This window comes from Salipiger sp. CCB-MM3 (assembly GCF_001687105.1).
Lineage (GTDB): Bacteria > Pseudomonadota > Alphaproteobacteria > Rhodobacterales > Rhodobacteraceae > Salipiger.
The window spans coordinates 968,374-987,347 of sequence record NZ_CP014596.1 but is presented as its reverse complement, the minus strand read 5'-3'; the positions used below and the strand labels follow the sequence as shown (position 1 = coordinate 987,347).

The following is an 18,974-nucleotide window of genomic DNA, read 5'->3' as shown; positions in this document are numbered from 1 at the left end:
CCAGAGGAGTCTTCCATGCCCGTCTCTCCCCCTGTCTGCGATTTCGGCTGGCCCGCGCAGGGCTTTTCGCTGCCCGCCACCGACGGCAAGACCTACAGCCTCGAAGAGCTTCGCGGCCCCAAGGGCACGCTGATCATGTTCATCTGCAACCACTGTCCCTACGTTTTGGCGGTGATCGACCGGATCATTCTCGACGCGACCGAGCTGCGCGAGCATGGCATCCACACCGTTGCGATCAGCGCCAATGACGCCGCGAGCTACCCGGCGGACAGTTTCGAGAACATGAAAAAGATGGCGCAGCACAAGGCCTTTCCCTTCCCCTACCTCTATGACGAGAGCCAGCAGGTCGCCCGCGCCTATGACGCCGCCTGCACGCCGGATTTCTTCGGCTTCGATGCGGCCCTTGGCCTGCAATACCGCGGCCGGCTCGACGCGTCGCGCAAGGAGGCCGCCCCCGAAGGCACCCGCCGTGATCTCTTCGAGGCGATGAAACAGGTCGCCGAATTTGGCACCGGCCCGCTCGATCAGATCCCCTCGATGGGCTGCTCGATCAAATGGAAGGCCGCCTGACGTCCTCTCAAGCGGCGCGCCGACCCGGCGCCCCCGGCACGGCTTGACAACCCCGCCCGCTCTGGACGACGGTCCCGCTCCGGATGGAGGACGCGCCCAAAGAGCGGCGCGGAGGGACGGATGACAGCAAGCTGGACAAGGTTTTCGCGGCAGAACCAGCCGCTGGTGGGCATTCTGCTCATGTTGCTCGCTTCGGCGTGCGGCGCGGTCGATTCCGTTCTGGTGCGGCAATTGGCGGGCGAAGTGCACCCTTTCGTCATGGGCTTCACCCGCGCGCTCTTTGGCCTGCTGGTGGTGCTGCCGTGGCTGCTGTCACGACCGGGCATCCTGCAGACCGAGTACCGGCTGCGCCACGTTTTGCGGGCGGCGCTGAAGCTGGCCTCGGTGATCGCCTTCTTCTTCGCCTTTGCCGCGGCGCCGCTGGCGGATGTGACGGCCATCGCCTTCGCCTCGCCGATCTTCGTCACGCTGGGGGCTTGGGTCTTTCTGGGCGAGCGCCCGCGCCCGGTGCGCATCCTTGCCGTGACGCTGGGCTTTGCGGGCGTGCTGATCGTGCTGCGTCCGGGCGCGGGGGACATCCCCCTCGGGCTGGGCTACGCGCTGATCGGCGCGCTGCTGGTGGCGGTGATCCAGCTGATCCTCAAGGGCATGGTGGCGCGCGACCGGACCGAGACGCTGGTGGCTTGGAACCTTATCGCCACGGTGCCGCTGGCGGCGATCCCGGCGCTGCTGGTCTGGCAAACGCCGACGCTGTCGCAATGGCTGCTGCTGGCGCTGCAGGGCGCGCTTGGCGCCGCGGCCATGACGCTGGCGACGCGGGCCTTTGCGCTGGCCGATGCCTCGCTCATCGTGCCCTTCGACTTCCTGCGCCTGCCTTTCGTGGCCGCCTTGGGCTATCTTTTCTTTGGGCAGGTGGTGACCGGCACCACATGGGCGGGCGGCATCGCCATTTTCGTCGCCACGCTGGTCATGGCCCATAGCGCAAGGCGCATCGGCGGCGCGCCCTAGGCCGCGCCCTGCCGCGCGGCGGCCTCGGACTGCAGCGCCGAAAGGATCGTGGCGCGCACCTTCTCGTTGAGCGGCGTGCCCCGGTTCGGCGCGATATTGAGATAGAGCGTCGAGTTGAACTCCTTCGGCGCATCAATCGAGCGGAAGACCACATTCTCCATCCGCATCGCCATGGCCGACTGCGGCACCAGCCCCACGCCAAGCCCCGCGTTCACCAGCGACACGATCGTCTGGGTCTGGCTCACCTCCTGCACCGTCTCGGGCGTCACCCCGACGGTGGCGAAAAGCGCCCGGTGAATGTCTTTCAGAAAGCCGCCCCGCTCCGAGGAATAGCCGACAAAATCCACCCCCTTGAGGTCGCGCACGCTGAGATCCTGCTTCTCGCAAAGCGGGTGATCCTGCGGCAACGCCAGCATGAAGGGCTCGCGCACCAGAAGGATGTTCTCGATCTCCTGACCATGCGCCGTCGAGCGGGTAAGCCCGAGGTCGAGCTTGCCCGACTGCAGGCCTTCGGCGATCTCATAACTCATCATCTCGATCGGCTCGAATTTCACCCCCGGCATCACCCGCTTCAGGGCGCAAGCGATCTGCGGCACGAAATGCAGGCTGGCCGAGGGCACAAAGCCCATCACCACATTGCCGACATCGCCGCGCTCGGCCTGCCGGGCGGTCAGCACCGCATATTCCGCGCGCTGCATCAGGTCGGTCGCGCTCTTGAGGAAACTCACGCCAGCAGGGGTCAGCCGCACCGACCGGTTGGACCGGTCAAAGAGCGTCAGTCCGATTCGATCCTCAAGCAGCCTGATCTGCCGCGACAAAGGCGGCTGCGTCATGTTGAGCCGCGCCGCGGCGCGGCGAAAGTTCAGCTCCTCCGCAACGGCGATGAAAAACCGAAGCTGGAAAAAATCGTATGATGCCTGAGCCATAGACAGTCCTCCCCGAAATGCCGCGTCTGCATCCAATTCAAGTATTGTATCATTTCAATCCAACTATGGAATATACAATCGCAACCTCAGGCGTATGGTTCTTTCACCTGCTCTCTCTCCATTGGGCGAGCGCGGGACAGTTTCAGCCGGTGCAGATCACCGGACAGACATGGTAATTTGGGAGGAGAACCATGACCTATCGGACCGGCCGCCTTGTCGCGGCCCTGCTCGCATCCACAATCGCCGGGCAGGCATTTGCGCAGGACGTCACCGTCGTTCTGTCGGAGGAACTCAACACCGTCGAGCCGTGCATGGCCACGCAGTCGAACGTCGGCCGCGTGCTGCTTCAGAACGTCTCCGAGACGCTGACCGAACTGGTGCCGGGCGAGGGTCTGCAGCCGCGTCTGGCCACCGAATGGGAAGACATGGGCAACGGCACGTGGCGCTTCACACTGCGCGACGGGGTGAGCTTCTCGGACGGCACGAGCTTTGACGCCGAGGACGTCAAATTCTCGCTCGAACGCAACCTTTCCGACAAATTCGTTTGCGAGACCGGTGCGAAATACTACGGCGGCATGGCGCTCAGCACCAATATCGTCGACGAGCACACCATCGAGATCACCAGCGATCCGGCGCAGCCGATCCTGCCGCTGCTGATGTCGACGCTGGCGGTGCTGCCGTCCGAGACCAACCCCGACGCCTTCACCGACACGCCGGTGGGCACCGGCCCCTATACGTTCGACGAATATGCCCGCGGCCAGCATATCAAGCTGTCGGCGCGCGACGATTACTGGGGCGACGCGCCCGAGGTGAAAAACGCCACCTATCTTTTCCGCTCCGAAAGCGCCGTGCGGGCCGCAATGGTCGCGGCGGGCGAAGCGGATATCGCGCCGAACATCGCGCTGCAGGATGCCACCGACGATGGCACCGACCACGCCTATCCGAACTCGGAAACCGTCTATATGCGGCTCGACCTTTCGGCGGCCCCGCTGGATGACGTGCGGGTGCGGCAAGCGCTGAACTACGCCGTCGACAAAGAGGCCTTCGTCGGCACGATCCTCGCCGATGGCACGCTGCTGGCGACCGGCATGACCCCGCCCTCGACCATCGGTTACAACCACGATCTCACCCCCTACCCGTTCGATCCCGACAAGGCCAAGGGCCTGCTGGAAGCGGCGCAGAGCGACGGCGTCGACGTGGAGGCAGAGATCACCGTGATCGGCCGTCTCGAGAACTTCGCCAACGTGGTGGAGACGATGGAGGCGCTGACCTCGATGTGGCAGGACGTCGGCTTCAACGTCAAACTGCAGATGGTCGAAGTGGCCGAGTGGAACAAATACTACTCCAAGCCCTTCCCCGAGGACCTTGGCCCGACCATGGTCGAGGCGATGCACGACAACGCTAATGGCGATCCCGTCTTCTCGATGTTCAACAAATACGCCTCTGACGGCGTCCAGTCGGGCACCTCGGATCCGAAGCTGGACGAGATGATCACCAAGGCGACCACCGCCGCCGGCGACGAGCGCGAAGCGCTGTGGGAAGAGGTCTTTGCCTATATCCACGACGATCTCGTGGCGGATGTGTTCCTGTGGCACATGGTGGGCATGAGCCGCGTGAACGAGCGCCTCGACTTCACCCCGTCGATCCGCACGAACTCTGAACTGCAGCTTTCGCAGATCAGCTTCAAGTAAGGCCTCCGTCCGGGGGCGGCGCGCCCGCCCCCGGCACGGCCCTGACGCCACCGGACAATCGAGGCAGACATGCAATCCTTCCTTGGCAAACGCGCCGTCGCCAGTGCCATCTCGCTGGTCGGCCTGATCATCCTGGTCTTCTTCCTGTCACGCCTGACCGGAGACCCCACCGACCTTTACCTTCCCGTCGACGCATCGCTGGAGAGCCGTGAGCGGTTCCGCGAGATCAACGGGCTGAACGATCCCCTGCTGATCCAATTCTTCCACTACATGGGCGATCTGCTGCGCTTCGACTTCGGCGACTCCATCCGCCGCTCGGAACCGGCGCTCGAGGCCGTGCTGCGCGGCTTTGGCTGGACGCTGCAACTGGCCGTGATCACCATGGCTCTGGTCACCGTCAGCGCCATCGTGCTGGGCTCGCTGGCCGCCTTCCACGTCGGCGGCATCTTCGACCGGATCGCCACGTTCTTCTCGCTCATCGGCGCCAGCGCGCCGGACTTCTGGGTCGCCATCGTCGCCATCGTGATCTTCTCGGTGGGGCTGGGCTGGTTGCCGACCTCCGGCACCGGCACGCCGTGGCACTGGGTGCTGCCCGTGGCGGTGCTGTTCATCCGGCCCTTCGGCCTGATCCTGCAGGTGGTGCGCGGCGCGATGATCACCGCCCTGCACGCGCCCTACGTGAAAACCGCCCGCGCCAAAGGCGTGCGCAACCGGCCGATCATCTTTGTGCACGCGCTGCGCAACGCATTGCTGCCGGTCATCACGGTGATCGGCGACCAGACCACGGCGATCCTCAACGGCGCGGTGGTGGTCGAGACAATCTTCGGCTTTCCGGGCATCGGCAAGCTGATGATCGACTCGATCCTGCAACGCGACTTCAACGTGATCCTCGCCGCGATCATGGTCACCGCCTTCGCCATCTTCCTTCTGAACCTGCTGATCGACATCCTCTACGCGGTGCTCGATCCCCGGATCCGGTACTGACCCATGGCCCTTGCAGAAACCGACACTCCGAAAATGACAAAGCCCACCCACCCCGCACTGACGATGGTGAGGATGCTCTGGCGGGACAAATTCGCCTTCTTCTCGGCCCTCTTCCTGATCGTCATGGTGCTCTGCGCGCTGTTTGGCCCGATGTTCCTCGAAGACATCGCCACCAAGCAGAACCTGCGCGGACGCAACGCCCCGCCGTTCGATTTCTCGAAGGCATGGGTCTATTGGCTGGGCGGCGACGCCCTTGGCCGCCCGCTGCTGTCGCGCATCATCGTCGCCGCGCAAAACACGCTCTTCGTCGCCACCGGCGCGGTGATCTGCTCGCTGACCATCGGCACCACGCTGGGGATGATCGCCGGCTACTCGCGCAAAGTGACCTCGCAGATCATCATGCGTCTGGCCGATGTGATCATGGCCTTCCCCTCGCTGCTGCTGGCGGTGATCGTGCTCTACATGCTGCCGCCTTCGGTCGGGAACCTGATCGTCGTGCTGACCATCACCCGCATCCCGGTCTACCTGCGCACCGCGCGCGCCGAGGTGCTGGAGGTCCGCGGCCGGATGTTCGTGCAGGCCGCCACCGTCATGGGCGCCTCGACCCCGCGGATCGTGTTTCGCCACATCCTGCCGGTGATCCTGCCGACGCTGGTCACCATCGCCACGCTCGACTTCGCGCTGGTGGTGCTGGTGGAAAGCTCGCTCAGCTTCCTCGGCATCGGCATCCAGCCGCCCGAGATCACATGGGGCCTGATGGTCAGCCAAGGCCGCCCCTACCTGACCTCCGCATGGTGGCTCAGCTTCTGGCCCGGCCTCGTGATCATCCTCACCACCCTGTCCCTCAACCTGCTCTCGAACTGGATGCGCACCGCGCTTGACCCGGTGCAGCGCTGGCGGCTCGAAATCGCAAGGAAGAAGCAATGACCGAACATCTTCTCGAAGTCCGCAACCTGTCGGTCGACTTCCACACGGCAGGCGGCACGGTCCACGCGGTGCGCAACGTCAGCTGGCACCTCGACAAGGGCGAGACGCTTGCCATCCTCGGCGAATCCGGCTCGGGCAAATCGGTCTCGGCCTCGGCCATCATGGACCTGATCGACATCCCCCCCGGCGAGATCGTCTCGGGCGAAATCCTGTTCAACGGCGAGAGCCTCTTTGGCATGACGCAGGAGCAGCGGCGCGAGATCAACGGGCGCCGGATCGCGATGATCTTTCAGGACCCGCTGAGCCATCTGAACCCGGTCTACACCGTGGGCTTCCAGATCGCCGAGGCGATGACCACCCACGGCATCTCCAAGGACGAAGCGCGCCGCACCACGCTTGATCTGATGAAGCGCGTCGGCATCCCCAACGCCGAGGAAAAGATCGACGCCTACCCGCATCAGTTCTCAGGCGGGCAGCGCCAGCGCCTGATGATTGCCATGGCGCTTGCGGTAAAGCCCGACATCCTGATCGCTGACGAGCCGACCACGGCGCTCGACGTGACGGTGCAGGCGCAGATCCTCGCGCTGCTTGAGGATCTGCAGCGCGAAACCGGCATGGGGATGCTGCTGATCACCCATGACCTTGGCGTCGTGGCAGAGGTGGCCGACCGCGTGGTGGTGATGAACGCTGGCGAGATCGTCGAGAGCGGCAGCGCCGCGCAGGTCTACCGCAACCCCGTCCACCCCTACACCAAAAAGCTGATCGCCGCCGTTCCCGGCACCGGGGAGATGGCAGCGCCGCTCGCCACGGGGATCAAGCCGATCCTCGAGGTCAATCATGTGTCCAAGCATTACGGCGCCTTCGTCGCGCTCGAAGATGCCAGCCTGACGGTTCTGCCGGGCGAGACCGTGGCCATCGTCGGCGAAAGCGGCTCGGGCAAATCGACGCTGGCCAAGACGCTGCTGCGCCTCGAAGAGGCCACCGGCGGCGAGGCGCTCTATCAGGGGCGCGATCTGCTGACCATGCCCCCGCGCGAGCTGTTCGATATCCGCCGCGAGGTGCAGATGATCTTTCAGGACCCGACCCAGTCGCTCAACCCGCGCATGTCGGTCTATCAGATCATCGCCGAGGCCTTTGTCATCCACCCCGGCATTCTGCCCAAGCCGCAATGGCGCGACCGGGTGCGCGAACTGCTCGAGCATGTCGGGCTCAACGCCTCGCATATGGACCGCTACCCGCACCAGTTCTCGGGCGGCCAGCGGCAGCGCATCGCCATCGCCCGCGCCTTGGCGCTGGAGCCGAAGCTGATCATCTGCGACGAGGCCGTCTCGGCGCTCGATGTGTCGATCCAGGCGCAGGTGATCCACCTGCTGGAGCAGCTGCAGCAGGACTTTGGCCTGTCCTATCTCTTTATCGCCCACGATCTGCCGCTGGTGCGCGACTTTGCCCACCGCGTCGTGGTGATGCAGGGCGGGCGCATCGTCGAGCAAGGACCGGTGGCGCAGATTTTTGAAGCCCCACAACAGGATTACACCCGCAACCTCATGGCCGCGAGCCTGCATCCCGATCCCGAGATACAGGCAGACCGTCGCGCCGCGAGGCACCGCGCGCAGGAGGAAATGGCATGAAAAAACGTGATGTTCTGGTGGTCTACCCCGCCCGGCCCAAGGCCATGGCGCAGCTCGAAGAAAGCTACACCCTGCATCGCTACGACGAGGCAGACGACAAACAGGCCTTCCTTGCCGAATATGGCCCGCGCTGCGAGGCCATCGTCACCAACGGCCACGCCGCGCTGACCCGCGCGCATCTCGACCATCTGCCCAATCTGAAGATCGTCTGCTGCTCTTCCGCCGGGTTCGAACCCATCGATGTGGACGCGCTGCAGGAGCGCGGCATCTGGCTGACCAACAGTTCGGTCGCGCTCTGCGACGACGTGGCGGATATGGCGCTGCTGCTGACGCTGGCGACCCGGCGGCAGCTGGTGGCGGCGCATGAGTATGTGCGCTCGGGCGACTGGGGCCGCAGAGGCATGTACCCGCTGCTCTCTTCCATGAGCGGCAAGCGGGTGGGCATCGCCGGGATCGGCACCATCGGGCAGGCCATCGCGCGGCGGTTCGAGCCGCTGGGGCTGGAGATCGGCTATACCGCCCGCAGCGCCCGCGATCTGCCGTGGAGCTATTTCGCCGATGTGCAGGCGTTGGCGGAATGGGCCGACATCCTCGTCGCCATCGTCCCCGGCGGTGCCGCCACGCAGGGCATGTTCAACAAGCCGGTGCTCGAGGCGCTTGGCCCCACGGGCAGCTTCATCAACGTGGCGCGCGGCAGCGTGGTGGACGAACCCGCGCTGATCGAGGCGCTCTCCACCGGCAAGCTCGGCAGCGCCGCGCTCGACGTCTATCTCAACGAGCCCAACCCCAACCCGGCGCTGACGCAACTGCCCAATGTGACGCTCTACCCGCATCACGCCAGCGGCACGGTCGAGACCCGCGACGCCATGGCACAGACCGTGGTCGACAATCTCGCCGCCTTCTTTGCGGGCAAGCCCCTGCTCACCCCTGTCTTCGATCTGCCAGAAACCGCGGTAAGCCTATGAAACCGACGCTCAGCTACTTCCGCTGGCCGCTGACCTTCACGGCCGCCGGTCTGGCCCTGTCGTTCTGGCTGGGGCAGGCCACCACCGGCACGCTCTCGGGCGCGGTCACCTTTCTCGCCGTCGGCGCGGTGCTGGCGGTGCTGGAGATCTCGCTCAGCTTCGACAATGCCATCGTCAATGCCAACAAGCTCAAGGACATGACCCCGATCTGGCGGCAGCGCTTCCTGACATGGGGCATTCTGATCGCCGTCTTCGGGATGCGCATCGTCTTTCCGTTGGCGGTGGTGTCGGTCGCGGCCCGTATCGACCCGTGGTCGGCGCTGAAGCTCGCCGCCGCCGAGCCCGAGCAATACGCCCATGTCATGCATGAGGCGCACATCTCGATCGCGGCCTTCGGCGGCACCTTCCTGATGCTGGTGGCGCTGAGCTACTTCATCGATCAGGAGAAAGAGATCGACTGGGTGCGCGCGCTCGAGACCCGCCTGCGCGCCTGCGGCTCCATCCGCGGGCTCGAAATCGCCGCGGTGCTCATGCTGGCGCTGGCCTTCTCCGCCGCGCTGCCGCAGGGCAAAAGCGCGGATTTCCTCTTCGCAGCGGTCTGCGGCATGGTCACCTTCGTCGGGGTCGACCTGCTGGGACAGGTGCTCGACCGCGCCGAAGACACCCGCAACCTCGCGGCGGGCGGCGGCTTCGGGGCGTTCATGTATCTCGAGGTGCTGGACGCTTCGTTCAGCTTCGACGGGGTGATCGGGGCCTTTGCGCTGACGCAGAACCTGTTCCTCATCGCCATCGGCCTTGGCATCGGCGCGTTCTACGTGCGGGGGATGACCATCATGCTGGTCGAGAAAGGCACGCTGGCCGAGTTCCGCTATCTCGAACACGGCGCCTTTTACTCGATCCTCGTGCTGTCGGTCATTATGTACACGCAGTCGCTGCTGCATGTGCCCGAACTGCTCACCGGCCTCATCGGCGCGGTGCTGATCGGCCTCGCCCTCTGGTCCTCGATCCGCCACAACCGGCTCGAGGCTCGGGGCTGAGCGCCGCACCCGCGCCCGCCGCAGGGCGCGTCCCAATCGACTTTTGGAAGGACCACCATGCCCCTGATCCCCCACGACCGTCTTCAGGCTTTTGCGACCGATATTCTGGCTGCGGCAGGGATGGAGGCCGACAAGGCTCAGACCACTGCGAGCGTGTTGCTCGAAGGCGATATGATCGGCCATGACACCCATGGTGTCTCGCTGATCCCAATGTATCTCAAGGCGCTATCTTCGGGCGAGATGTCCGGAAGCGGCGCCCCTGAGGTTGTGTCGGACCGCGGCGCCTGTTTCGTATGGGACGGACGTCTGCTGCCCGGCGCATGGCTGGTGACCCGGGCGCTGGAGCGGGCCTGCGACCGGGTCACCACGCATGGAGTCGTCACTGCGGCGATCCGCTCCTCGCATCACACCTGCGCGCTCGCGGCCTTCATGCGCCCGGTCACCGAGCGCGGCTTCATCGCCCGTCTCAGCTGTTCCAATCCGGCAGCCAACCGCATGGCGCCCTATGGCGGCACCCGCCCGCTGCTGACCCCCAACCCGATCGCCTATGGCTTTCCCACGCGCGGCACGCCGATCGTGGTAGATGTCTCCTGCTCGATCACCACCACCACGATGACGCAGACCTTGGCGCGCAGCGGCGGCCGCTTCCCCGAGCCTTGGGCGCAGACCGCCGACGGCACGCCCACCGACGATCCCCGCGAGGTGACAGAACACGGCGGCTCGCTGCTGCCGCTCGGCGGCGCGCTCAAAGGGCACAAGGGCTATGGGCTTGCCCTCTCGGAGGAGTTGCTGACCCAAGGCCTCTCGGGCAAGGGCCGCGCCAACACCGACGCGCCGGGACCGCTGGCGCAAAGCGTCTTCCTGCAGGTGATGGACCCCGAGGCTTTCGCCGGGCTCGATCCGTTTCTCGACCAATCCGACCATCTGGCCGAGGCCTGCCGCAGTAATCCGCCCGCAGCGGGCGCGACGGGCGCGGTGCGCGTTCCCGGAGATTCCGCCGCCGCCAAACGCGCGCGGGCGCTGGCCGAGGGCGTGCCGGTCGCGGCTTCAGTGCTGGAGGCCCTGAACGAGGCCGCCATGCGCCTTAACGCGGGCGCGCTGGAGGTCGCGTGATGGCGCAAGGCACGATCATCATCACCGGCGCGTCCTCGGGCATCGGTCGCCAGACCGCGCAGCACTTTCTCGCAAAGGGCTGGCGCGTGGGCCTCATCGGCCGCCGCGAAAGCCTGCTGACCGAGATGGCGCAGGATGCCCCCGACGCGCTGCCCCTGCCCTGCGACGTCACCGACGAGGCCTCGGTCGAGGCCGCCTTCGACCGGGCACTGGCGCAATGGGGCCGGATCGACGTGCTGTTCAACAACGCCGGTCAGGGGCTGAAATCGGTGCCGGTGGATGAGGTCTCGCTCGAAGACTGGCGCCGGGTCACCGATGTGAACATCACCGGCATGTTCCTCTGCGCCCGCGCCGCCTTTGCCCGGATGCGCGCGCAGGATCCGCAAGGCGGGCGGATCATCAACAACGGCTCGGTCTCGGCGCATGTCCCGCGCCCCGGCTCTATCGCCTATACCGCCTCGAAACATGCGGTCACCGGGATGACCCGCGCGCTTTCCCTGGATGGCCGCCCCTATGGCATCGCCTGCGGTCAGATCGACATCGGCAACGCGCTGACCGAGATGTCCGCCGGGCAGCAGAAGGGCGTTCCGCAGGCGGATGGCTCCATCGCGGTGGAGCCGATGTTCGACGCGAGCGAGGTCGCGCGCGCCGTGCACCATATGGCCAGCCTGCCACCCGAGGCGAACATCCAGTTCGTCACGCTGATGGCGACGGCGATGCCCTATATCGGGCGCGGCTAGGCGCTGCGGGCTGCGCCCGGCCCTCGGCAATCGCCCGCCCTACATCGCCTGCTTCGCCTGCCCGACGTAGATCGCCACGGGCAGCAGCGTCGCCGAAGAGGTGAACCGCTGGGCCTGAATCATCGCCTCCAGCGTCGCCGCCTGCGACCAGTCCCGGCGGCTGATAAACTGCCGCGCCACCAGCGCCGCGCCGTCGGGACGGGTCTGCACAAACCCCTGCAAAGCCGCCGAAATCCGGCCCTTAAGCGCGGCAGAGCCAACGCCATGCTGGATCGCCAGCGCCTCCACCACCAGTTCGAGCTTGGCCAGCGGCTGCGCGGGATCGGCAAGGAATTTCTCCTCGAGCAGCGCCACCCCCTCGGCCCCGTCGATCTCGATCAGCGCCGTGGCAAAGGCGCCCAAGGTCGGGCTCTGGCCGCCGTGGGCCGCGGCCTCAAGCGTGGAATGGATCACCCGCCGCGCGGCCTCCGAGCCTTCCAGCCCCAGCAGCAGCGCGCGGATCGGTTGGTAGGGCGCGTTGACCGGCGTGTAGAAATTCTCCATCAGCGCCGCCACCCCCAGACGCAGCTTGATCCGCCGCAGCTCCGCATAGGGTGCCTTGTCAATCTCGCGCAGCGCAAGATTGCGCAGCTCGCGGTCGCGATGGTCCTGCAGCCCCGCAAAGAGCGCGAAGCGCCGCGCGTCAAAGCCGCTCGTCCACTCCGGCCCCTCTTTTAGGATGCGGCGCATCACCGGACGGAAATCGGCATCCACATAGGCCACCTGCACCCAACGCGCGCCGTCGCGGGCAAAAAGCATGCTGTTCTCGGGGGCCGCGGCGAGGCGACGGCGGCTCACACTGTCGACAAAGGCGCCCAGATCGCTCGGCACCTTGCCGCGCAGCACCTCGACCGGCGCAAAGGCGAAGGGGTTTTCGGGATCTGGCCGCGCCAGCACCAGCGCGCGGCCCTCCACCAGCCAATCGGCGGCGGTCCGCTCCGGCAGCACATTGTGAAAGGCGCAGGGCAAGGCCGGCGTCGCCGTCAGCAAGACGGCGCTCAGCAGGGCAAGGGCGGTCATCCGGGCGCAGGCCATGGCGGCTCCTTTCACTGGTCGGTGTCATCCCGCCACGGCACCGGCCCAATGGCCGGGGCGCCGCGACGTCTCAAAAGGCCGCCACCCGCTCGATCACCCAAAAGGCGGCAAGGCTGCCGATGCCGTAGCCCGCAACGCGGACAAGCCGCGCCTGCCCGCGCTCCAGCAGCGGAAACAGCCGGTGCACCAGCAGGCCAAGGATCAACACACCGCAGATAAACAGGATCTGCCCCGCCTCCACCCCGATGTTGAACGACAGCAGCGCCAGCGGGATGTCATCCTGCGGCAAGCCGATCTCGCGCAGCGCCCCGGCGAAGCCCAGCCCGTGGATCAGCCCGAAGGTAAAGGAAATCACCCATGGAAACCGCTGCGCCAGTTGGTCGCGCGCCTCGGGCGGCAAGGTCAGCTCATAACCCAGAAAGACGATCGACAGGGCGATCACCGCCTCGACGGGCGGCGGCGGCAGGGTCAGCCAGCCCAGCGTGGCGGCGGCCAGCGTGACGCTATGCGCGGCGGTAAAGGCAGTGATCGCCCACAGCAGCCGCCCGCGCCCACGGATCAGCAGAAGCAGCGCGAAGACAAACAGCAGGTGGTCCACCCCTTCGAGGATATGCGTCACCCCAAGCCCGACGTAGCTGGTGAACACCCCCAAACTGTCCAGATCCGCAGGCACGGTGAAGGCGGGCGCGCCATTGGTCAGCCGCTGGGTCTGCATCTTCCCCGGCGCAAGCTCGTAGCGCACCAGCGTCTCGGTGCGGGTGCGCTCCAGCCCGTCGATGGCGATTGTGCCCCCGGCAAGCCCCTGCGGGCAGGTGGAGATCCAGCCGCTCACCCAGCCGCGCCCGTCAAAGCTTGGCGGCGGCGGCTCCGAGGCGGTGCAGCCCTCGGGCAGCACCGGGCTGATCGCCATGGGCTTGCCGCTCACGTCGGGCATCCGCCAGCTGACCCGCCACTGCCCTTCGCGCAGCGCGGTCAGCTCCAGATAGCCCGGATCGAGCGCATGCGCCTCTCCGCGTCCCGGCAGCACGCTCAGACACAATAGCAGCACGCAAAGCAGCCGGATCATTGCGCCAGAACCTCTTCGCTGGAGGGCAGCGTGATCTCATAGCGCTCCATCAGCGCCTCCGAGAAGGCCGCGCCCATCTCCTTGGCCTTGGCCGCCCGCCATTCCGCCTCGACCCGGTCGCGGATCGCCTCCAGCGGCGGCAGCTCCGGCGCGGCGCTGTCGGTGATACGGATGAGATGCAGCCCATAGGCGCTCTGCACCGGCCCCTGCCATTGCCCCGTCGGCAGTTCCGCCAGCGCGCTGTGAAAGCCGCTGCCAAAGCTGCGGTCGATGGCGGGCGCGCCGGTCAGCGGCAGCGCCGGAGGCAGCATGGCGCCGCGCCCGATCAGCATCGGATCCGCGCCCTCCTGCAGCTTCACGCGCAACGCCTCGATCGCGCCGGGGTCCTGCTCGTCCAGCAGCACCTGCTCGAAGGCATAGCGCGCGGGCAGCGCAAAGCGCGCGCGGTGGCTCTCGACAAACGCCGCCAGCGCCGCTTCGTCCGGCTCCAGCGCCGCCGCCCCCGACTCGCCGATGAATTCCATTTTCTGCGCCAGCCGCTGGCGGATCGCCGCATCGCCACTGTCGAGCCCAAGGCGCAGCGCCTCGCGCACCATCGCCTCCTCGCGGGCCCAGTTACTCAGCAGACCGTCCATCTCGGCCGGGGTGGGCTGGCGGTTCCAGACGGCGGCGAAGCGCTCGCGCATGTTCTGCGCTTCGGCGACGCTGAGGCTGATCGCGTCCGGCGGCGGCGCTTCGGGCGTGTCATCGAGCAGCGCGTAGGTGCCAAAGATCGCCCCCGCGATGACGAAGAAATGCAGAAGCGGGGAGCTCAGAATGCGTCGCATGGCCAAAAATCTTCAAATCAGTCGCAAAATGGACGGCCCAAAGCATGGGCCATCCGCATCCTAGCACAGCGCGCCGCGCCTTACTCCGCCGGAGTGTACCAGATCGGCGAGGTATAGGCGCGCTGCTGGTTGGTCATCGGCACTTCCTCGGGCAGTTCGAGGTCGAATTTCACCGCGTCATAGGCCGTCCAGCGCGGCGTCGGGATCTCGATTACCCGCGCGTAGTAGAAGGCCTTGAGCGCAGGATCGAAGTCGGGGTCGGTCCAGACCGTGCCCAGTTCCGCCGCGCCGATGGTGTTGGTCCAGCTGGGGATCGACAGATCGACGGTGCTGCCCACCGGCGGAACGGTGCCATCCTCGGCGGGCGTGCGATCATCCGACCACGCCACGTCATAGACCTTCTCTTGCGGGGTGCCCTCGGCGTCGATCCAGCCCTTCACCACCTGCACGCGGTCGAGGTTCGCCCCCGCGGAATCGCGCAGCGCGTAGACCAAGAAGCTCGGCGCTTCGGCCCCTTCGGGCGCGGGCGGCATGTCCGATCCCATGGGCACGCCCTTGGTGTAGCCCACCAGCGCCAGATCCCGGCGCAGCGCGTCGTCTTCGGCGTAGTCCCAGCCACCGAAGAAGCGCACGCGGATGCGGGTGCCGGTGGTGGCATAGACCTCGCGCCGCTGCATCGCGTCGAACAGCGCCCCACGGGTGTTCTCCTGCGCCCAGACCGCGGTGAGGCCAGAGGTGATATACTCGTAGCTGTAGAGGGTCAGCCCCAGATCCTCGTTGGCCAGCGCCACATGCAGCTCGCCATCCTCGATGATCCGATGCGCCGACGGCTCGTAAGTGGCGTATTTGCCAAAGAAGTTGTCGTTGTCCGGGCTCGGCACCGCGACGTGGTTGTCACCGGCCCCCACCATGCCAAACTTGAACGGGTTGGTGCCCAGCTCCTCCTCCAGCACCATCCCGCGCAGCAGGCCGGACCGGGCGTATTCGCCGGGCAGCATCTCTTCGGTCTTGGCGGCGGTGGCGTCGAGGTTGCCGTAATCCCACGTCTCGAAATCGGCAAAAGCGTCATCGGGGGACAGGAAGGGATGCGCCTCGCCGTCGCCCTTCATCTGCGTCGCCTCATAGAGCCGCTCCCATTTCTGGCGCTGCTCAGCATAACCGGGATCATAGGGCGCGCCGCCGTCGAAATCATCCTGCATGGCGAACATCATGCCGTTCGACAGGTTGCCATTGTGCGGGATGGCCAGCACGTCGCCGCCGGTGGTGTCCTCGTAGTTCTGCATCCATTTCCACAGATCGCGCGGGTTGTTCGAGCCCATGGGCGGCTGCGTCGTATAGGCGATCACCTGTTTCGCCCGCTCGCCCCCGTCGCGCAGGATCACGTTGCGGTGCAGGTTGTTGCCCTTCTCCAGCGAGGTCCACTCAAAGGCGATGAACGTGGTGAACTTGCCGGGATCGTTGAACTCTTCGGCGGCGTCGACGATGTCGTACCAGACCGCGTCAAAGGCCGGCAGGCCGGGCTGGTAGTTCAGCGCCTCGGGCAGCTCTCCTTGGCCGAACTGTTCGATCAGCCGCCACATGGCATCCCCGGCCACCTGCCCGCCCGCATTGAAATCCTCGTGGTATTTCTTGCCGTCCGGATCGGCGAGGATCTCGGGCGTGCCCATCATGATGTCTTGGATCACGCCCATCGCGTCCGAATGGTCGGTGATCATGAAAAAGTCGTAGGGCACGCGCACCTTGTTGGGCTGGCCGGTGCTGGTGGTCACCTGATCGCCGCGCGCGTAGCGATAGGCATCGCGCGGCCCCAGCGTGGTGCCCGCGCCGCCCGCATCGGGCGAGAGCGCGGTGTGCACATGGGTGTCGCCAAAGAACACATCGGTCGGAAAGGCGCGGTTGGCATAGGGCGAATAGGGCCGCCCCTTCATCACGTCGATCGGCCCGGAGAGGCCCGCGGTATAGGCCCCGCCCTCCTGCGAGCTCTCCTGCGCAAAAAGCCCGCTTGGGGTGAGGAAAAGCGCGCTCGCGGTCAGTGCGGCACCGAAAGCCTTGGTTTGCATCTTGGGTTGCATCTTGGGTCGCATGAGGTGCTCCTGCGTAAATGCCGCAGCCACGCGCCGATAATCTCCGGCTCCCGCGCCGCCACGACGTAAAAATCCCTAAGTGGCATGATGAGAGCCCAGCGACTCCCCGCCCAAATCGCCTGTAATACCGGCACGATAGGCACTGTCCCTGCGTGAAGCCAGAGAATTTTCACGCCATGGTTGAATTGAGCACGGACCCGCGCCGCTACCCTGTCGCGCGGCCCAAACACCGCGACCCCCACATGCAAAAACGGCCGCGATGCGCTGCATCACGGCCGTTCCCATCAGCGCGCAGACTTGCGCGCCTGTAGGTCTGTCAGTCTGCGGTCAGACCGCGACTTTCATGCTTTCTTCGAGGTAGATCTCGCGCAGACGCGTCGCCACCGGGCCGGGTGTGCCCGCACCGACCGCAGCACCGTCGACCTCGACCACCGGCATGACGAAGCTGGACGCCGAGGTCACAAAGGCCTCATCCGCGTCTTTCGCCTCGTCGATGGTGAAGCTGCGCTCTTCCACGACCATCTGCGCTTCCTTGGCGAACCGCAGCACCGCGGCGCGGGTGATGCCGTGCAGGATGTCGGTCGACAGCTCGCGGGTGATGATCTTACCGCCCTTGACGATATAGGCGTTGTTCGACGAGCCCTCGGTCACCTTGCCGTCCTCGACGAACCACGCATCGTCGCAGCCGGCTTTCTTAGCGGCCATCTTGGCCATCGACGGGTACAGCAGCTGCACCGTCTTGATGTCGCGGCGGCCCCAGCGGATGTCTTCCAGCGAGATCACCTTGATGCCCTTCTTGGCCGCCGGGTTGTCGGCGAGGCCGGGCTTGTTCTGGGTGAACAGCACCAGCGTCGGCTCGGTGGTCTCGGGGTCGGGGAAGGCGAAATCGCGATCGCCAGCCGAGCCACGGGTAACCTGCAGGTAGACGAGCCCATCGGTGATCTCGTTGAGCTTGACCAGCTCGCGGTGGATCGCCAGCAGCTCTTCCTCGGTGCAGGGCGCCTTCATGTCCAGCTCTTTCAGCGAGCGGGCGAGCCGCTTGGCGTGGCCGTCGAAATCGATCAGCTTGCCGCCAAGAACCGAGGTCACCTCATAGACCCCATCGGCCATCAGAAAGGCCCGGTCGAAGATCGACACTTTGGCCTCGGTCTCGGGCAGGTACTCGCCATTGACGTAAACGGTGCGCATTGCAGCTTTCTCCATAATTCTCTGTCGCTCAGTTCCGCCAAAGCGGACCCGGGGTCAAGCCCGCTCGCCGGTGCCCACACAGCAGCTTCGGCATAGGGCGGGCCGCCCCATCGAAATCATCCGGCGCCGGGGCTCAGCCCCAGAGCGCCGCCTCGGGCGCATGCACACCCGCGTCGTCGTAAAGCAGAGCCGCCTCGCGGTCCTCGCCCAGCAGCAGCGGCGCGTCGAGATCGACGTATTGCGCGCCCTGCGCCACGATCACCGCCGGTGCCATGGCCAGCGAGCTGCCCACCATGCAGCCGACGAAGATGCCGTAGCCCTCGGCCTTGGCCGCGTCGAGCAGCGCCAGCGCCTCGGTCAGACCGCCGGTCTTGTCGAGCTTGATGTTGACGATGTCGTATTTGCCCTTGAGGCTCGGCAGCGAAGCGCGGTCGTGGCAGCTCTCATCGGCGCAGATCGGCACCGGGCGCTCCATGCCCAGCAGCGCGTCATCCTCGCCCGCGGGCAGCGGCTGCTCGACCATGGCAACACCCAGACGCTGCAGATGCGGCGCCAGCTCGGCATAGACCTCGGGCGTCCAGCCTTCATTGGCATCGACGATGATGGTGCTCTCGGGCGCCCCGGCGCGCACGGCTTCGAGCCGCGGCAGATCCTCGGGCGTGCCCAGCTTCACCTTCAGCAGCGGGCGGAAGGCGTTCTTGGCGGCCTGCGCCTGCATCTCTTCGGGGGCGGCGAGCGAGAGCGTATAGGCCGTCACCTCGGGCTGCGGCGCGGGCAGATCCAGCAGATCCCACACGCGCTTGCCTGCGGTCTTGGCCTCCAGATCCCACAGCGCGCAATCCACCGCGTTGCGCGCGGCGCCTGCGGGCAGCAGATCCTGCAGCGCCTCGCGGGTTACATCCTGCGGCAGCGATTGGATCTGCGCCTCGACGCTGTCCAGCGTTTCGTCATAGCGCGCATAGGGCACGCATTCGCCCCAGCCGGTGATGCCGCCGCGGGTGATCTTCACGGTGATCACCTTGGATTCGGTGCGGCTGCCGCGCGAGATGGTGAAGACCTGCGCCAGCTTGAAGGTGTCGCGGGTGACCTCGATGCTCAAACCCTGCCCCTTTCATTGTTCCTTAAATACGCAAACCCCGGCGCCGG

Annotated in this window: 17 protein-coding genes; 10 read left to right on the top strand and 7 right to left on the bottom strand. The window is 66.1% G+C overall.

Annotated elements, in window-relative coordinates:
* Nucleotides 1-15 precede the first annotated feature (15 nt).
* A complete protein-coding gene (locus tag AYJ57_RS18255; RefSeq protein ID WP_066109354.1) occupies nt 16-570 on the top strand; it encodes a thioredoxin family protein in 555 nt (184 codons plus the stop codon).
* 120 nt (nt 571-690) lie between these two features.
* The gene (locus AYJ57_RS18250) at nt 691-1,578 is read left to right on the top strand and encodes a DMT family transporter (protein ID WP_066109351.1); all 888 of its coding nucleotides are present in this window, start codon (nt 691-693) and stop codon (nt 1,576-1,578) included.
* Here AYJ57_RS18250 and AYJ57_RS18245 read toward each other — a convergent pair.
* Complete coding sequence (locus AYJ57_RS18245) at nt 1,575-2,504, bottom strand: LysR substrate-binding domain-containing protein (RefSeq protein WP_066109348.1); 930 nt, start codon at nt 2,502-2,504, stop codon at nt 1,575-1,577. The genes AYJ57_RS18250 and AYJ57_RS18245 overlap by 4 nt on opposite strands.
* Nucleotides 2,505-2,695: 191 nt before the next feature.
* Between AYJ57_RS18245 and AYJ57_RS18240 the strand changes: the two genes are divergently transcribed.
* The 8 genes from AYJ57_RS18240 (at nt 2,696) to AYJ57_RS18205 (ending at nt 11,589) form a co-directional block, all read left to right on the top strand.
* The gene (locus AYJ57_RS18240; RefSeq protein ID WP_066109345.1) at nt 2,696-4,195 is read left to right on the top strand and encodes an ABC transporter substrate-binding protein; all 1,500 of its coding nucleotides are present in this window, start codon (nt 2,696-2,698) and stop codon (nt 4,193-4,195) included.
* Nucleotides 4,196-4,264: 69 nt separating this feature from the next.
* The gene (locus AYJ57_RS18235) at nt 4,265-5,179 is read left to right on the top strand and encodes an ABC transporter permease (protein WP_066109342.1); all 915 of its coding nucleotides are present in this window, start codon (nt 4,265-4,267) and stop codon (nt 5,177-5,179) included.
* 33 nt (nt 5,180-5,212) lie between these two features.
* Nucleotides 5,213-6,106 carry an ABC transporter permease gene (locus tag AYJ57_RS18230; protein WP_217621119.1) on the top strand — a complete coding sequence of 298 codons (894 nt, stop codon included), beginning with the start codon at nt 5,213-5,215 and terminating at the stop codon, nt 6,104-6,106.
* Nucleotides 6,103-7,734, top strand: a complete 1,632-nt coding sequence (locus tag AYJ57_RS18225) for an ABC transporter ATP-binding protein (protein ID WP_066109337.1) — start codon at nt 6,103-6,105, stop codon at nt 7,732-7,734. Before AYJ57_RS18230 ends, AYJ57_RS18225 begins: the two co-directional genes overlap by 4 nt.
* Nucleotides 7,731-8,699 (top strand): 2-hydroxyacid dehydrogenase, encoded by a 969-nt coding sequence (locus AYJ57_RS18220; RefSeq protein ID WP_066109334.1) that lies wholly within the window; start codon nt 7,731-7,733, stop codon nt 8,697-8,699. The genes AYJ57_RS18225 and AYJ57_RS18220 overlap by 4 nt, the downstream gene beginning before the upstream one ends.
* Entirely contained in the window at nt 8,696-9,736 is a 1,041-nt protein-coding gene (locus AYJ57_RS18215; RefSeq protein WP_066109329.1) for a DUF475 domain-containing protein, read from the top strand. Before AYJ57_RS18220 ends, AYJ57_RS18215 begins: the two co-directional genes overlap by 4 nt.
* Nucleotides 9,737-9,793: 57 nt before the next feature.
* Nucleotides 9,794-10,849, top strand: a complete 1,056-nt coding sequence (locus AYJ57_RS18210; RefSeq protein WP_066109326.1) for an Ldh family oxidoreductase — start codon at nt 9,794-9,796, stop codon at nt 10,847-10,849.
* Nucleotides 10,849-11,589, top strand: coding sequence for an SDR family oxidoreductase (locus tag AYJ57_RS18205; RefSeq protein WP_066109320.1), 741 nt, complete (start codon nt 10,849-10,851; stop codon nt 11,587-11,589). Before AYJ57_RS18210 ends, AYJ57_RS18205 begins: the two co-directional genes overlap by 1 nt.
* A 39-nt stretch (nt 11,590-11,628) precedes the next feature.
* On the opposite strand, the gene AYJ57_RS18200 is transcribed toward AYJ57_RS18205, so the two are convergent.
* The 6 genes from AYJ57_RS18200 to dgcA all read right to left on the bottom strand — a co-directional run bounded on the left by AYJ57_RS18200 (nt 11,629) and on the right by dgcA (nt 18,927).
* Nucleotides 11,629-12,678: a hypothetical protein gene (locus AYJ57_RS18200; RefSeq protein WP_157374257.1), complete on the bottom strand. Its 1,050-nt coding sequence runs from the start codon at nt 12,676-12,678 to the stop codon at nt 11,629-11,631.
* A 55-nt stretch (nt 12,679-12,733) separates the two neighbouring features.
* Complete coding sequence (locus tag AYJ57_RS18195; RefSeq protein WP_066109316.1) at nt 12,734-13,729, bottom strand: HupE/UreJ family protein; 996 nt, start codon at nt 13,727-13,729, stop codon at nt 12,734-12,736.
* On the bottom strand, nt 13,726-14,556 hold the full coding sequence (locus AYJ57_RS18190; protein WP_066109315.1) for a peptidyl-prolyl cis-trans isomerase: 831 nt from the start codon (nt 14,554-14,556) through the stop codon (nt 13,726-13,728). Before AYJ57_RS18190 ends, AYJ57_RS18195 begins: the two co-directional genes overlap by 4 nt.
* 80 nt (nt 14,557-14,636) lie before the next feature.
* A complete protein-coding gene (locus tag AYJ57_RS18185; RefSeq protein ID WP_066109313.1) occupies nt 14,637-16,640 on the bottom strand; it encodes a DUF3604 domain-containing protein in 2,004 nt (667 codons plus the stop codon).
* Between the two features lie 327 nt (nt 16,641-16,967).
* Nucleotides 16,968-17,828, bottom strand: coding sequence for a D-amino-acid transaminase (locus AYJ57_RS18180; protein ID WP_066109311.1), 861 nt, complete (start codon nt 17,826-17,828; stop codon nt 16,968-16,970).
* A 133-nt stretch (nt 17,829-17,961) separates the two neighbouring features.
* Entirely contained in the window at nt 17,962-18,927 is a 966-nt protein-coding gene (dgcA, locus tag AYJ57_RS18175) for an N-acetyl-D-Glu racemase DgcA (RefSeq protein ID WP_066109308.1), read from the bottom strand.
* Nucleotides 18,928-18,974 lie beyond the last annotated feature (47 nt).